The following is a 14,032-nucleotide window of genomic DNA, read 5'->3' as shown; positions in this document are numbered from 1 at the left end:
ATCAGCGCGTGATGCCGCGAGTCGACGACTGGATGGAGTCGCGGAATATCGCAACTTCCGGGTATTGCGCAGCAGGTTCAGCCAGTTCGGCCAGCGCCTGCTCAACCGTCAGACCTTGGCGATAGACGGTTTTGTAAGCGCGACGCAGGGTATGAATCGCGTCTTCGCTGAAACCGCGACGGCGCATGCCTTCGAAGTTCATGCTGCGCGCTTCGGCAGGGTTGCCGAACACGGTGACGAACGCAGGAACGTCCTTGCCGATCGCAGTGCCCATACCGGAAAAGCTGTGAGCGCCGATGTGGCAATACTGGTGAACCAAGGTGAATCCGGAAAGGATCGCCCAGTCATCCACGTGCACATGTCCGGCCAACGCGGTGTTGTTGACCAGAATGCAGTGATTGCCGATGACGCTGTCATGCCCGATGTGGGCATAAGCCATGATCAGGTTGTGATCGCCCAGCGTGGTTTCCGAACGGTCTTGCACGGTGCCACGGTGAATGGTCACGCCTTCACGGATGACGTTGTGGTCACCGATCACCAAGCGGGTTTCTTCACCCTTGTACTTCAGATCAGGCGTGTCTTCGCCTACCGAGGAAAACTGGTAGATGCGATTGTGCTTGCCGATGCGGGTCGGGCCTTTGAGGATTACATGCGGCCCGATCACGGTACCCTCGCCGATTTCCACACCTGCGCCGATGATCGACCACGGGCCGACCTCGACGCCATCAGCCAGAACGGCCGACGGATCGATGATTGCGCGAGGGTCAATCAAACTCATAGCTTGCGTTCCGCACAGATGATTTCAGCCGAGCAGACCGGCTTGCCATCGACCGAAGCCTGGCATTCGAACTTCCAGATCTGACGCTTGCAGCTGATGAACTTGGCTTCGAGGATCAACTGGTCGCCCGGCAATACTGGCTGGCGGAAGCGCAGCTTGTCGGAACCGACGAAGTAATACAGCGTGCCGTCGGCAGGCTTCACATCAAGCATTTTGAAACCGAGGATCCCGGCAGCCTGAGCCATCGCTTCGATGATCAGCACGCCCGGCATGATCGGGTGCGCCGGGAAGTGACCATTGAAGAACGGCTCATTGATGCTGACATTCTTGTAGGCGCGAATGCGCTTGCCTTCAGTGTCCAGTTCCACCACCCGATCCACCAGCAGGAACGGGTAACGGTGAGGCAGGTATTCGCGAATCTCGTTGATGTCCATCATTTCGGGGGGAAGCCTATGTAAAGATTGGGAGCGCGACTGACGCGCACTCCTCTAGCAAATCAAGGAGGCAGTCTAGAGGCTGTGCACACTTGATATGGAAATGGTATCAGCCATCTGATGAAGCATTGCCGTCAGGGGTCACTTCCCCTACGCGCTTTTCCAGCTGTTTCAAACGTCGCGCGATGTCATCGAGCTGACGGATGCGGGCCGCGCTTTTGCGCCATTCGGCCGCCGGTTGCATGGCTGTGCCGGAAGAATAGGCACCCGGCTCGGTAATCGAGTGAGTCACCATGGTCATCCCGGTCAGGAAAACGTTGTCGCAAATATCAATATGGCCCACCAGGCCAACACCGCCGGCCAGCATGCAATGCTTGCCGATTTTGGTGCTGCCGGAGATCCCGACGCAGGCCGCCATAGCAGTGTGATCACCGACCTGAACGTTGTGGGCGATCTGGATCTGGTTGTCGAGCTTCACGCCATTGCCAATGACGGTATCGGCCAGCGCGCCGCGGTCGATGGCGGTATTCACGCCAATCTCGACATCGTCGCCGATGGTCACGCCACCGATCTGGGCGATCTTCTGCCAGATACCTTTTTCGTTGGCGAAGCCGAAGCCTTCACCACCAAGCACGGCACCGGACTGGATCACCACACGCTTGCCGATACGCACATCGTGATACAGCGTCACGCGTGGGGCGAGCCAGCCGCCTTCACCGATTTCGCTGCGGGCACCAACAACGCAATGTGCGCCCAGTGTCACCTGCGCGCCAATTCGCGCACCGGCTTCGATCACCACAAAGGGGCCGATGCTGGCGCTTGGATCAACCACCGCGTCCGGCGCAATCACCGCTGACGGATGGATACCCGCAGAGGCTTTTGGCTTCGGATCGAACAGGTGGGAGATGCGCGCGTACGCCAGGTAAGGATCAGGCACCACCAACGCATTACCGGCAAAACCTTCGGCGTCGGCCTCTTTGAGCAACAGTGCTGCCGCCTGCGAGCCCGTCAGGTATTTGCGATATTGAGGATTTGCCAGAAAGCTCAACTGAGCTGGGCCAGCCTCTTGCAAAGTGGCTAGCCCAGTAATTTGCTTCTCAGGGTCGCCACGCAGGGTGGCGCCGAGGAACTCGGCCAACTGGCCGAGCTTGATAGTCACGGTCATGGGTTACTTCAGCTGATTCATGCGCTCGATTACCTGGCGCGTGATGTCGTACTGAGGCTTGACATCGATCACTGCGCCACGCTCGAACACCAGGTCAAAACCACCTTTCTTGATGACTTCTTCCACTGCGCTATCCAGTTTCGGCTTCAGTTGCTTGAGCATTTCGCGGTCGGCAACGGCTTTGGCTTCGTTCAGTTCCTTGGACTGGAACTGGAAGTCACGGGCCTTTTGCTTGAATTCCAGCTCCAGACGCTCGCGCTCACCTTGCTGCATTTTGTCGCCACCGGCCATCAGACGGTCCTGAATGCCCTTGGCGCTGCTTTCCAGCGTCTTCAGCTTGGTCAGTTGCGGACCGAACTTCTTCTCGGCATCAACGGCGTATTTCTTCGCCGCGTCGGATTCCAGCAAGGCCATCTGATAGTTCAGAACGGCAATTTTCATGTCGGCAAATGCCGGGCCTGCCACCATCAAGGAGGCCAGGAGAACCAATTGAGTCAACTTACGCACGATGCACTCCTACAAAATCCATTGTCGTTATCTTGGGTCAGACGCTTAGAACGTCTGGCCGAGGGAGAATTGGAACACTTGAGTATCAGCGTCATCCGGCTTCTTGACCGGCATGGCCAGCGCGAAGCTCAGAGGACCCAGTGCGGTGACCCAGGTCACGCCAACACCCACGGAACTGGCCATGTTGCTCAGGCTGATGTCGTTACACTTGGTGTTCGACGTCGAGCCATTCGCATTGGTAGTGTCCTTGCACTGCGAGTCAAATACGTTACCCACATCCCAGAATACCGAAGTGCGCAGGGAACGCTGGTCTTTTACGAATGGCAGCGGGAACAGAACCTCGACACCACCCTGGATCAGGACGTTACCACCGAACGGCAGTGGATCCTGGTCCGGGTCAGCCAGCGTGCCCGGGTTGGTACCACGGCTCGGCGTACTGCGCGGGCCGAGGGTACTGTCCTTGAAGCCACGAACCGAGTTGAAACCACCAGCATAGTAGTTTTCATAGAACGGCAAGCCGTCGGTCGAACCGTAACCGTCGCCATAACCCAATTCGGTGTGCAGACGCAGGGTGTAGTTCTCGCTGATCGGCTGGAACAGCTGACCGCGGTAATCAAGTTTGTAGAACGACAGGTCACTGCCAGGAATGGTGGATTCCAGAGTCAGGCTCTGGGAACGGCCACGGGTCGGCAACACGCCTTTGTTCAGGGTCGATTCGGACCAGCCGGCCGACGCCTTGAAGTTCAGGTACTTGTCGCCTTCCTTGTTAACGAAGTCGAAAATTTCGTCAACGGTATAGGTACCGGTCTTGATCGTGTCTTGTTGAGCGGACAGGCCGAAGGTCAGACGCGAAGTTTCGCTGATCGGGTAACCAACGTTCACGCCGGCACCCAGGCTGTCTACCGCATAGCTTGCTACGTCGACGTCGAGGTCTTTGTAGTCAGTGGTGCGATAGAACGCGTTGTAACCCAGGCTGACGCCATCGGCGGTCCAGTACGGGTCAACGTAGCCGAAGTTGTAGCGGCTCTGGTATTCGCTTCGGGTCAGGCCAACGCTGACGCGGTTACCGGTACCGAGGAAGTTGTTCTGGGTGATCGAACCACCAAGGATGAGACCGGCACTCTGGGCGAAACCGACGCTGGCGGTAATCGAACCGGAAGCCTGTTCTTCGACGGCGTAGTTCACGTCAACCTGATCGTCGACACCCGGAACAGCCGGGGTTTCAACGTTGACTTCTTTAAAGAAGCCCAGACGCTCAAGACGGGTTTTAGACTGGTCGATCAGGTAAGTCGAAGCCCAGCCGCCTTCCATCTGACGCATTTCACGACGCAGCACTTCGTCTTCGGACTTGGTGTTGCCACGGAAGTTGATGCGGTTGACGTAGGCACGCTTGCCCGGATCAACAGCGAACAGGATGTCTACAGTGTGATCATCATCGTGTGGCTGAGGTACGCCGTTGACGTTGGCGAAGGTGTAACCCTCGTTACCCAGACGACGGGTGATCAGCTCGGATGTGGTAGTCATCAGCTTGCGCGAGAACACCTGCCCCTTCTGCACCAACAGCAGGGACTTGACCTGATCTTCAGGGACTTTCAGATCACCACTGAGCTTGACGTCACGAACGGTGTACTTCTCGCCCTCAGTGACGTTGACAGTGATGTAGACGTGCTTCTTGTCCGGGGTGATGGACACCTGGGTCGAAGCGATATCCATGTTGATATAGCCACGGTCCAGGTAGTAGGAACGCAGACGCTCCAGGTCACCGGACAGTTTTTCACGGGCGTACTTGTCATCGTTCTTGAAGAACGACAGCCAGTTGGTGGTTTTCAGCTCGAACAGGTCGGTCAGGTCTTCCTCGGGGAAAACCGTGTTGCCTACCACGTTGATGTGCTGAATGGCCGCAACGGTGCCTTCGTTGATCTTCACCTTCAGGCCCACGCGGTTACGCGGCTGCGATACCACTTCGGTATCAACGGTAGCCGAGTAGCGACCTTGCGCGACGTACTGACGTTGCAGTTCGTTACGCACACCCTCAAGGGTGGCACGCTGGAAGATCTCGCCTTCGGCCAGACCGGACTGTTTGAGACCTTTCATCAAGTCTTCAGTGGAGATCGCCTTGTTGCCTTCGATCTCGATACTGGCGACCGACGGGCGTTCAACGACCGTGATTACCAGAACGTTGCCTTCGCGGCCCAGCTGGATATCTTGAAAGAAACCGGTTTTGAACAACGCACGAGTGGATTCCACCAGGCGACGATCATCCGCCTGCTCACCGACGTTCAACGGCAAGGCACCAAAGACGCTACCCGCGGAGACCCGCTGGAGGCCATTGACGCGAATATCAGAGATAGTGAAGGACTCGGCGTGAACTTCGGCGATCATCAATACGGTGAGAACCGCAGTTAGCAGCAGACGTTTCATGAAGTCCTTTCTTATTCCAACTGGCAATAAACAAACTGCCGCAAAATGCGGCAGATTCGCAATTCAGCGAAGCGTTACAGACGACCCAGATCGTTGACCAGAGCAAGCAACATCACCCCGACCACCAAACTGATACCGATCTGTATCCCCCAACCTTGCACCCGATCCGACAAGGGACGACCACGCGCCCACTCGATCAGATAAAACAACAAATGCCCCCCATCCAGTACAGGAATGGGCAGCAAATTCAGAACGCCCAGGCTAATACTCAGATAAGCAAGGAAATTCAGGAAATCAGCGACGCCCGACTGGGCAGAAGCGCCCGCCACTTTAGCAATGGTTATCGGTCCACTCAAGTTTTTTACCGAGAGCTCGCCGAACAGCATTTTCTTCAGTGAATCGAGCGTCAGAATGCTCATGGTCCAAGTGCGACGGGCACCCTCGCCAATTGCAGCCAACGGCCCGTAACTGACCTCGCGGATCATCTCCGGTGGCCAGTCGACAGCTTTTACGCCCGCCCCCAGATATCCGCTGGGCGATTTGCTTTCACCGCGCGCTGCCAGGGTCACAGGGACGTCGATTTGAGCATTGTCGCGCTCGATACGCAGCATGATTTTGGTATCAGGACGCGTACGTACCGTATCAACCACTTGCTGCCAGTCATTCAACGCCTGACCGTCGAGCGCCAACAGACGATCGCCAGTCTTCAAGCCGGCCGCCTGGGCCGGACCTTTCGGGTCAAGTTCGGCGAGTACCGGCGGCAAGGCCGGGCGCCACGGGCGAATCCCCAGGGAGCGGATCGGATCCGGCTCATCTGCGCCTTTGAGCCAGTTATCCAGCTTCAGCTCACGCGGCGAATCGACAGTCGTGCCCTGTTCGCGCACCAGCAACTGCAGGGAACCGCTTTCACCAAGGCGCCGGACCAATTGCAGATTGACGGCAGCCCAACCGGTAGTCGGCTCACCATCGACAGCAACAATTTCCTGACCAGCGTTCAAACCGGCAGTGGCGGCGATACTGCCGGATTCAACTGCACCAATGACCGGGCGAATCTGCTCGCTGCCGAGCATGGCCAATACCCAAAAGAACACCAACGCCAACAGGAAGTTGGCAATCGGGCCGGCGGCAACAATGGCGATACGCTGACGCACGGATTTGCGGTTGAATGACTGGTCAAGCTGATCGACTGGCACTTCGCCTTCGCGCTCATCGAGCATCTTGACGTAGCCACCCAACGGTATCGCCGCGATTACAAATTCGGTGCCTTGCTTGTCATGCCAGCGCAGCAACGGCATGCCGAAGCCTACGGAAAAGCGCAGAACCTTGACGCCACAGCGACGCGCGACCCAGAAATGGCCGAATTCGTGAAAGGTGACCAGCACACCCAAGGCGATCAGGGTGCCGGCAATCATATAGAGCGCGCTCATCTACTTTCTCCGCAATCCTGTTCAGTGCCGCGTGTAGCCATTGTGTTGCAAATTTTATCGAGCGTGACGCTTCAACCATTGCTCAGCCAGGACTCGCGCCTTGGCATCAGCCGTAAACACGGCATCGAGATCTGCCAATGCAACAACCGGCTCGAGGCTCAAGACTTCCTCGATGATACTCGCGATTTCCAGGTAACGGACCCGTCCGTCGAGAAACGCCGCCACCGCCACTTCATTGGCCGCATTGAGCATCGCCGGAGCGCTGTCGCCAGCCTCGGCAGCTTGCCGCGCCAGACGCAGGCAAGGGAAGCGTTCTTCATCCGGCGCCTCGAAATCCAGACGCGCGACGGCGAACAGATCCAGTGGTGCTACACCGGAATCAATGCGCTCCGGCCAGGCCAGGGCATTGGCAATCGGCGTACGCATATCGGGATTGCCCAACTGCGCCAGTACCGAACCGTCGACATAATCGACCAGCGAGTGAATCACGCTCTGCGGGTGAATCACCACCTCGACCTGCGAAGGCTTTGCATCGAACAACCAACAAGCCTCGATCAGTTCAAGACCTTTATTCATCATGCTGGCCGAATCGACCGAAATCTTGCGCCCCATGGACCAGTTCGGGTGCGCACACGCCTGATCAGGTGAAACATGCGCCAATTCACTCATGGGCGTCTGTCGGAACGGACCACCAGAGGCTGTGAGTAAAATCCGACGGACACCGACCGAGCTCAATCCACGAGCAAAATCCGGTGGCATGCACTGGAAAATCGCGTTGTGTTCGCTGTCGATCGGCAGCAGCACTGAACCGCTCTTGCGCACCGCTTGCATGAACAAGGCGCCGGACATCACCAGCGCCTCTTTATTGGCCAGAAGAATCTTCTTGCCTGCTTCAACTGCCGCCAAGGTCGGACGCAGCCCTGCTGCACCCACGATTGCTGCCATCACCGCATCGACTTCCGGAGCAGCAGCGACCTGACACAGGCCCTCCTCCCCTACCAATACGCGGGTCGGCAAACCGGCGGCACGCAAATCGTCCTGCAAACTGCGCGCGGCAGCTGCCTCGGGCACCACAGCGAATTGCGGCACGTGGCGCACGCACAAGGCGAAAAGCTCGCTCAAACGCGTGAAACCACTCAACGCGAAAACCTGATAACGCTCAGGATGCCGGGCAATGACATCGAGTGTGCTCAGGCCGATCGAGCCCGTCGCACCCAAAACGGTAATCTGTTGTGGGCGACTCACGGTGCAGCCATCCACAGCAGCACGGCGAATACCGGAATGGCCGCGGTCAGACTGTCGATACGATCAAGCACGCCGCCATGACCGGGCAGCAGATTACTGCTGTCCTTGATACCGGACTGACGCTTGAACATGCTTTCGGTCAGATCGCCAACCACGGAGATGAAGACGATCAGCGCAGCGCCAATCAAGCCTTTAAGCAACTCGGCGACGGTCCAGTCGCGGACAAACGCGACAATGGCGGTAATCAGCAGACTCAGCACCAGACCACCGTACACGCCTTCCCAGCTTTTCCCCGGACTGACTTGCGGGGCGAGCTTGCGCTTGCCGAATTTGCGCCCGGAGAAGTAAGCACCAATATCGGCACCCCAGACCAAGACCATCACCGCCATGATCAGCCAGTTACCCAGCGGGTACTGCTTGATCTGCACCAGACCTTGCCAGGCCGGCAACAGAATCAGCAAGCCAATGACCAGTTTGGTGGCAGCCGTGGACCAATGCTCGCTGGAACGCGGATATGTCAGCACCAGATAAGTCGCCACCGCCCACCAGAGCACCGAAGCCCCCAGCACCCAAGGTGCCAGGCCCGGCAGCACATACATGACGAACAACATCAATGCGACGACCGCGGCATACCCGACGCGGAACGATTGAGCGGTAAAGCCCGCCAGACGCGCCCATTCCCAGGCTCCCAGACTCACGACCAGACCGATGAACAGGGCAAAACCCGAACCTTCGAGCAGGAAAAAACCGCACAAGGCGATCGGCAGCAGGATCAGCGCAGTGATGATTCGTTGTTTAAGCATTAAACCCGGGCTCCAGCTTCGACCTGTTCGCTCGTTTTACCGAAGCGACGCTGGCGCGAAGCGAAATCGGCCAGCGCATTACGCATGGCATCGTGTTTGAAGTCCGGCCAGAACAGGTCGGAGAAGTACAACTCGGCGTAAGCCAGTTGCCACAGCAAGAAGTTGCTGATGCGGTGTTCGCCACCGGTACGGATGCACAGGTCCGGCAATGGCAGATCGCCGGTCGCCAGACAGGTTTGCAACAGATCCGGGGTGATGTCTTCCGGGCGCAGGTGCCCGGCCTGGACTTCACGCGCCAGACGCTGGGCAGCCTGTGCAATATCCCACTGACCGCCATAATTGGCGGCGATCTGCAGGATGAAACGGTTGGCACCGGCCGTCATCGCTTCAGCTTCACGCATTGCTGCCTGAAGCTCCGGATGAAAGCGTGAACGATCGCCGATGATGCGCAGGCTGATGTTGTTGTCGTTGAGGCGCTTGGCCTCACGACGCAATGCCTTGAAGAACAGATCCATCAAGGCACTGACTTCATCGGCCGGGCGCTGCCAGTTTTCACTGGAAAACGCGAACAGGGTGAGCACCTCGACCTTGGCCTCGGCGCACACCTCGATGACGGCCCGCACAGCATCCACGCCCGCTTTATGCCCGGCGACACCCGGCATAAAGCGTTTTTTCGCCCAGCGATTGTTGCCATCCATGATGATCGCGACATGGCGCGGCACCGCGGACGGCGCAGTCTGCTTGGTCTTGTCCATTAAAAGCTCGAACCTTATACGGCCATCAGATCCGCTTCTTTTTGCTTGGTAGCCGCGTCGATATCAGCTTCAGCCTTGTCGGTGATTTTCTGAATATCGGCAGCAGCACGACGCTCTTCGTCTTCGCTGATTTCTTTGTCTTTGACCAGCTTCTTCAGCTCACCCAAGGCATCACGACGAATGTTGCGCACGGCAACTCGCGCGTCTTCGGCAGCACTGCGCGCCTGCTTGGTGAAGCCCTTGCGGGTTTCTTCAGTCAGGGCCGGCATGGAGATCAGCAACAACTCGCCCAGGTTGGTCGGGTTGAGGTTCAGGCCAGCGCTCTGGATTGCCTTGTCGACTGCGGCGAGCATGTTGCGCTCGAACGCAACGACTTGCAGGGTACGCGAGTCCTTAACGGTGATGTTCGCCACTTGAGTGATGGAGGTGTCTGCGCCGTAGTACGGCACCATCACGCTACCCAGAATGCTTGGGTGAGCCTTGCCGGTACGAATCTGACCAAAGGCGTGGGTCAGAGAGTCCAGGGATTTCTGCATGCGCTCTTGAGCGTCTTTTTTGATTTCGTTGATCATTGTTGACCTTCCTCGATCAGGGTGCCTTCAGCGCCGCCATGGACGATGTTCAGCAGGGCACCGGGCTTGTTCATGTTGAATACGCGCAGCGGCATCTTGTGGTCGCGGCACAGGCAAATAGCGGTCAGATCCATCACACCCAGCTTGCGATCCAGTACTTCATCATAAGTCAGATGATCGAACTTCTCGGCATGCGGGTCTTTGAACGGGTCAGCGGTGTAGACGCCATCGACCTTGGTCGCCTTGAGCACGACATCGGCATCGATTTCGATTGCACGCAGGCAGGCTGCCGAATCCGTGGTGAAGAACGGATTACCGGTACCGGCCGCGAAAATCACCACGTCTTTGGAGTTCAGGTGGCGCATGGCTTTGCGGCGATCATAGTGATCGGTCACGCCCACCATGGAAATGGCCGACATCACGATGGCCGAGATATTGGCACGCTCCAGCGCGTCGCGCATGGCCAGGGCGTTCATCACAGTGGCCAGCATGCCCATGTGGTCACCTGTCACCCGATCCATACCGGCTTTGCTCAACGCCTCGCCACGGAACAGGTTGCCACCACCGATCACCAGACCGACCTGTACGCCGATGCCGACCAGTTGGCCGACTTCCAGCGCCATCCGATCCAGCACTTTTGGATCGATCCCGAACTCTTCCGAGCCCATCAGGGCCTCGCCGCTAAGCTTGAGTAGAATGCGTTTATAGCGAGCCTGATAACCACTGCCCTGCTGAGCCATTGCGAATCTCTCCTGCGGCGTATTTAAAAATTCTTTGCGAGCTGTTTACAGCTGGCGTTCACTCTAGCTTGGCGCTGCTTCAGCGCCATCGGAACATGGCTTTGTAAGTCAGTTCCAAGTGGAAACCAATTAAAAATTGGCAACCCCATCTGAAAAGAGGCTGCGCGCGTAAGCGGGCAGCCTCTTTCGGGCGACAGTTGAAAAACCGTCTTATTGCTTGGCGGCAGCCAGCTGGGCAGCAACTTCTTCAGCGAAGTTGTCGACCGGCTTCTCGATGCCTTCGCCTACTTTGTAGTAAGTGAAGGAAACGATTTCTGCGCCGCCTTTCTTGGCCAGCTCGCCAACCTTGATTTCAGGGTTCTTGACGAACGCCTGCTCAACCAGGCTTGCTTCTGCCAGGAACTTGCTGATACGGCCTTTGACCATGTTCTCAACAATGTTTTCTGGCTTGCCTTTGATCTTCTCTTCGTTCAACTGCAGGAACACAGCTTTTTCACGCTCGATCGCTTCAGCCGAAACTTGCGAAGGCAGCAGGAACTCAGGGTTGCTGGCAGCAACGTGCATCGCGATGTCTTTGGCCAGCTCGACGTCACCGCCTTTCAGAGCCACAACAACACCGATCTTGTTGCCGTGCAGGTACGAACCTACAACGTCGCCTTCGATACGGGTCAGACGACGGATGTTGACGTTCTCGCCTACTTTGGCAACCAGTGCTTCACGAGCAGCTTCTTGCGAAGCGATCAGCGGAGCAGCGTCGGTCAGCTTGTCAGCGAAGGCTTTTTCAACGCTGGCAGCAACGAAGTTTTTGAAGTCGTCTTGCAGGGCCAGGAAGTCGGTCTGCGAGTTCACTTCCAGGATAACGGCAGCTTTACCGTCGTCCTTGATTGCGATTGCGCCTTCAGCGGCAACGTTGCCAGCCTTTTTCGCAGCCTTGATCGCGCCCGAAGCACGCATGTCATCAATGGCTTTTTCGATGTCGCCGTCAGCCTTTTCCAGGGCTTTCTTGCAGTCCATCATGCCTTCGCCGGTACGCTCGCGCAGTTCTTTAACCAACGCTGCAGTAATTGCTGCCATTTTCAAATTCCTCTTGGATAGGTTTTCAACCATTCCACCCGATCGAACGGGCGTTCAATTCGTCCCGAGCCCCACCTTGTAGCTGCTGCACGTTACAGGAGCTGTAGCTGCGCCGCCGACAAATGGTTTTCGAGGTGGCAAAAAGGGGGCCAAGCCCCCTTTTTGCTTACTGAGTCAACGCCAGGGCGTTAATTACTCAGCTGCAGCCTGAGTTTCTTCAGCTGCGAATTCTACAGTGCCGCCAGCAACATTGTTGCGACCACGGATCACTGCGTCAGCCATCGAACCCATGTACAGCTGGATAGCGCGGATTGCGTCATCGTTGCCTGGGATGATGTAGTCAACGCCTTCCGGGCTGCTGTTGGTGTCGACAACGCCGATTACCGGGATGCCCAGCTTGTTGGCTTCGGTGATCGCGATGCGCTCGTGGTCAACGTCGATCACGAACAGTGCGTCTGGCAGACCGCCCATGTCCTTGATGCCGCCTAGCGAACGATCCAGCTTTTCCAGGTCACGGGAGCGCATCAGCGCTTCTTTCTTGGTCAGCTTGGCGAAAGTACCGTCTTCGGCTTGAACTTCAAGGTCACGCAGACGCTTGATGGAAGCACGAATGGTTTTGAAGTTGGTCAGCATGCCGCCCAACCAGCGGTGATCGACGTACGGCGAACCGCAACGTGCTGCTTCTTCAGCAACGATCTTGCCAGCGGAACGCTTGGTGCCGACGAACAGAATCTTGTTTTTGCCCTGGGCCAGACGTTCTACGAAAGTCAGAGCTTCGTTGAACATTGGCAGGGTTTTTTCAAGGTTGATGATGTGAATCTTGTTACGCGCGCCGAAAATGTACTTACCCATTTTCGGATTCCAGTAACGGGTTTGGTGACCGAAGTGCACACCGGCCTTCAGCATATCGCGCATGTTGACTTGGGACATGATAGTTCCTTAATAAGTCGGGTTTGGCCTCCACGTATCCCAATGACCAACCAGTGGCATAAAGCCAAAAGCACCCAGGTCATCGTGTCGACACGTGTGTGGATTTAAGCTTTTCGGGGTATCCCCGGAAAGCGGCGCATTTTATACCACAGGGTGCGCAGAAACGGAACCCGGAATCTGTATTCGCACCAAGGACATGGGCGCAGCCCCCTTGGAATCGGCCCCGAACGCACCATTGTATAGAGAGAAGCGATGCACGCGGGCGCTGAATTGCGCCGTGCGTCTGTTAGAATCGCGTTTTTCAGGGTCGCCAATCGAACACTCGCCACCCTATTCGTATCAGCAAGCGCCGCCGAGCGCAGAGAGAGCCTGTATGACCGTCAACCTCAAAACTCCCGAGGACATCGCTGGCATGCGCGTCGCCGGCAAACTGGCCGCCGACGTGCTGGAAATGATTGCCGAACATGTCAAGCCGGGCGTCACCACCGATGAGCTGAACCAGATCTGCCACGACTACATCGTCAACGTGCAGCAAGCCATCCCTGCCCCGCTCAACTACAAGGGCTACCCGAAGTCGATCTGCACCTCGATCAACCATGTGGTCTGCCATGGCATCCCGAACGACAAGCCGCTGAAAAACGGTGACACCCTGAATATCGACGTCACCGTGATCAAGGACGGTTACCACGGCGACACCAGCCGCATGTTCCACGTCGGCGAAGTGCCGGTCTGGGCCGAGCGTCTGTCGCAGATCACCCAGGAATGCATGTACAAGGCGATCGAGATCGTCAAACCCGGCTGCCGCCTCGGCGACATCGGCGAAGTGATCCAGAAGCACGCCGAGAAGAACGGCTTCTCCGTGGTTCGCGAGTTCTGCGGTCACGGCATCGGCAAGGTCTTCCACGAAGAGCCGCAGATCCTCCACTACGGCCGCGCGGGCACCGGCATGGAACTGAAGGCCGGCATGACCTTCACCATCGAGCCGATGATCAACCAGGGCAAGGCCGACACCAAAGTACTGGGCGACGGCTGGACCGCGATCACCAAGGATCGCAAGCTCTCGGCACAGTGGGAACACACCCTGCTGGTCACCGACACCGGCTACGAGATCTTCACCCTGCGCGCCGATGACACCATCCCGCGCGTCTCGGCCTGATCCACACAACGCTCCCAGCCTTATA

General features: G+C 57.3%; 14 protein-coding genes. 1 reads left to right on the top strand and 13 read right to left on the bottom strand.

Translation table 11 applies throughout. The annotated features are described in order from the left end of the window. Nucleotide 1: 1 nt before the first annotated feature. The 13 genes from lpxA to rpsB form a co-directional block, all read right to left on the bottom strand. Nucleotides 2–778 (bottom strand): acyl-ACP--UDP-N-acetylglucosamine O-acyltransferase, encoded by a 777-nt coding sequence (gene lpxA / locus CLU80_RS19460; RefSeq protein ID WP_038357910.1) that lies wholly within the window; start codon nt 776–778, stop codon nt 2–4. Next, a complete protein-coding gene (gene fabZ / locus CLU80_RS19455) occupies nt 775–1,215 on the bottom strand; it encodes a 3-hydroxyacyl-ACP dehydratase FabZ (RefSeq protein ID WP_003222142.1) in 441 nt (146 codons plus the stop codon). The genes lpxA and fabZ overlap by 4 nt, the downstream gene beginning before the upstream one ends. Before the next feature lie 106 nt (nt 1,216–1,321). Next, on the bottom strand, nt 1,322–2,377 hold the full coding sequence (lpxD, locus tag CLU80_RS19450) for a UDP-3-O-(3-hydroxymyristoyl)glucosamine N-acyltransferase (protein ID WP_099758127.1): 1,056 nt from the start codon (nt 2,375–2,377) through the stop codon (nt 1,322–1,324). Nucleotides 2,378–2,380: 3 nt separating this feature from the next. Further along, entirely contained in the window at nt 2,381–2,884 is a 504-nt protein-coding gene (locus CLU80_RS19445; protein WP_007908849.1) for an OmpH/Skp family outer membrane protein, read from the bottom strand. A 45-nt stretch (nt 2,885–2,929) separates the two neighbouring features. Continuing rightward, nucleotides 2,930–5,305, bottom strand: coding sequence for an outer membrane protein assembly factor BamA (bamA, locus tag CLU80_RS19440; RefSeq protein WP_093436583.1), 2,376 nt, complete (start codon nt 5,303–5,305; stop codon nt 2,930–2,932). 74 nt (nt 5,306–5,379) lie between these two features. Continuing rightward, a complete protein-coding gene (rseP, locus tag CLU80_RS19435; protein WP_093436586.1) occupies nt 5,380–6,732 on the bottom strand; it encodes a sigma E protease regulator RseP in 1,353 nt (450 codons plus the stop codon). Between the two features lie 54 nt (nt 6,733–6,786). Next, nucleotides 6,787–7,977, bottom strand: coding sequence for a 1-deoxy-D-xylulose-5-phosphate reductoisomerase (gene ispC / locus CLU80_RS19430; protein WP_099758126.1), 1,191 nt, complete (start codon nt 7,975–7,977; stop codon nt 6,787–6,789). Continuing rightward, nucleotides 7,974–8,780, bottom strand: a complete 807-nt coding sequence (locus tag CLU80_RS19425; RefSeq protein ID WP_093436592.1) for a phosphatidate cytidylyltransferase — start codon at nt 8,778–8,780, stop codon at nt 7,974–7,976. The genes ispC and CLU80_RS19425 overlap by 4 nt, the downstream gene beginning before the upstream one ends. Beyond that, on the bottom strand, nt 8,780–9,535 hold the full coding sequence (gene uppS, locus CLU80_RS19420; RefSeq protein WP_007908854.1) for a polyprenyl diphosphate synthase: 756 nt from the start codon (nt 9,533–9,535) through the stop codon (nt 8,780–8,782). Before uppS ends, CLU80_RS19425 begins: the two co-directional genes overlap by 1 nt. A 14-nt stretch (nt 9,536–9,549) precedes the next feature. Then, entirely contained in the window at nt 9,550–10,107 is a 558-nt protein-coding gene (frr, locus tag CLU80_RS19415) for a ribosome recycling factor (RefSeq protein ID WP_034156333.1), read from the bottom strand. Further along, nucleotides 10,104–10,847: a UMP kinase gene (pyrH, locus tag CLU80_RS19410; RefSeq protein ID WP_003222124.1), complete on the bottom strand. Its 744-nt coding sequence runs from the start codon at nt 10,845–10,847 to the stop codon at nt 10,104–10,106. Before pyrH ends, frr begins: the two co-directional genes overlap by 4 nt. Before the next feature lie 210 nt (nt 10,848–11,057). Then, a complete protein-coding gene (tsf, locus tag CLU80_RS19405; RefSeq protein WP_093436595.1) occupies nt 11,058–11,921 on the bottom strand; it encodes a translation elongation factor Ts in 864 nt (287 codons plus the stop codon). Nucleotides 11,922–12,113: 192 nt separating this feature from the next. Next, complete coding sequence (rpsB, locus tag CLU80_RS19400; protein ID WP_003222119.1) at nt 12,114–12,851, bottom strand: 30S ribosomal protein S2; 738 nt, start codon at nt 12,849–12,851, stop codon at nt 12,114–12,116. A gap of 373 nt (nt 12,852–13,224) precedes the next feature. Here rpsB and map point away from each other — a divergent pair, with 373 nt between their 5' ends. Next, nucleotides 13,225–14,007 carry a type I methionyl aminopeptidase gene (gene map, locus CLU80_RS19395; protein WP_007908857.1) on the top strand — a complete coding sequence of 261 codons (783 nt, stop codon included), beginning with the start codon at nt 13,225–13,227 and terminating at the stop codon, nt 14,005–14,007. The last annotated feature ends 25 nt before the right edge of the window (nt 14,008–14,032 follow it).

Source organism: Pseudomonas sp. 29, from assembly GCF_002754355.1.
GTDB lineage: Bacteria > Pseudomonadota > Gammaproteobacteria > Pseudomonadales > Pseudomonadaceae > Aquipseudomonas > Aquipseudomonas neuropathica.
The sequence above is the reverse complement of the archived record's forward strand: the minus strand, read 5'-3'. Positions and strand labels throughout refer to the sequence as shown.

Excerpts from the sequence above, each read along its gene's own strand:
- map (WP_007908857.1), top strand. The coding sequence starts at position 13,225 with ATGACCGTCAACCTCAAAACTCCCGAGGACATCGCTGGCATGCGCGTC.
- rseP (WP_093436586.1), bottom strand. The coding sequence starts at position 6,732 with ATGAGCGCGCTCTATATGATTGCCGGCACCCTGATCGCCTTGGGTGTG.
- CLU80_RS19425 (WP_093436592.1), bottom strand. The coding sequence starts at position 8,780 with ATGCTTAAACAACGAATCATCACTGCGCTGATCCTGCTGCCGATCGCC.
- tsf (WP_093436595.1), bottom strand. The coding sequence starts at position 11,921 with ATGGCAGCAATTACTGCAGCGTTGGTTAAAGAACTGCGCGAGCGTACC.
- frr (WP_034156333.1), bottom strand. The coding sequence starts at position 10,107 with ATGATCAACGAAATCAAAAAAGACGCTCAAGAGCGCATGCAGAAATCC.
- lpxA (WP_038357910.1), bottom strand. The coding sequence starts at position 778 with ATGAGTTTGATTGACCCTCGCGCAATCATCGATCCGTCGGCCGTTCTG.
- uppS (WP_007908854.1), bottom strand. The coding sequence starts at position 9,535 with ATGGACAAGACCAAGCAGACTGCGCCGTCCGCGGTGCCGCGCCATGTC.
- rpsB (WP_003222119.1), bottom strand. The coding sequence starts at position 12,851 with ATGTCCCAAGTCAACATGCGCGATATGCTGAAGGCCGGTGTGCACTTC.
- lpxD (WP_099758127.1), bottom strand. The coding sequence starts at position 2,377 with ATGACCGTGACTATCAAGCTCGGCCAGTTGGCCGAGTTCCTCGGCGCC.
- pyrH (WP_003222124.1), bottom strand. The coding sequence starts at position 10,847 with ATGGCTCAGCAGGGCAGTGGTTATCAGGCTCGCTATAAACGCATTCTA.
- fabZ (WP_003222142.1), bottom strand. The coding sequence starts at position 1,215 with ATGATGGACATCAACGAGATTCGCGAATACCTGCCTCACCGTTACCCG.
- bamA (WP_093436583.1), bottom strand. The coding sequence starts at position 5,305 with ATGAAACGTCTGCTGCTAACTGCGGTTCTCACCGTATTGATGATCGCC.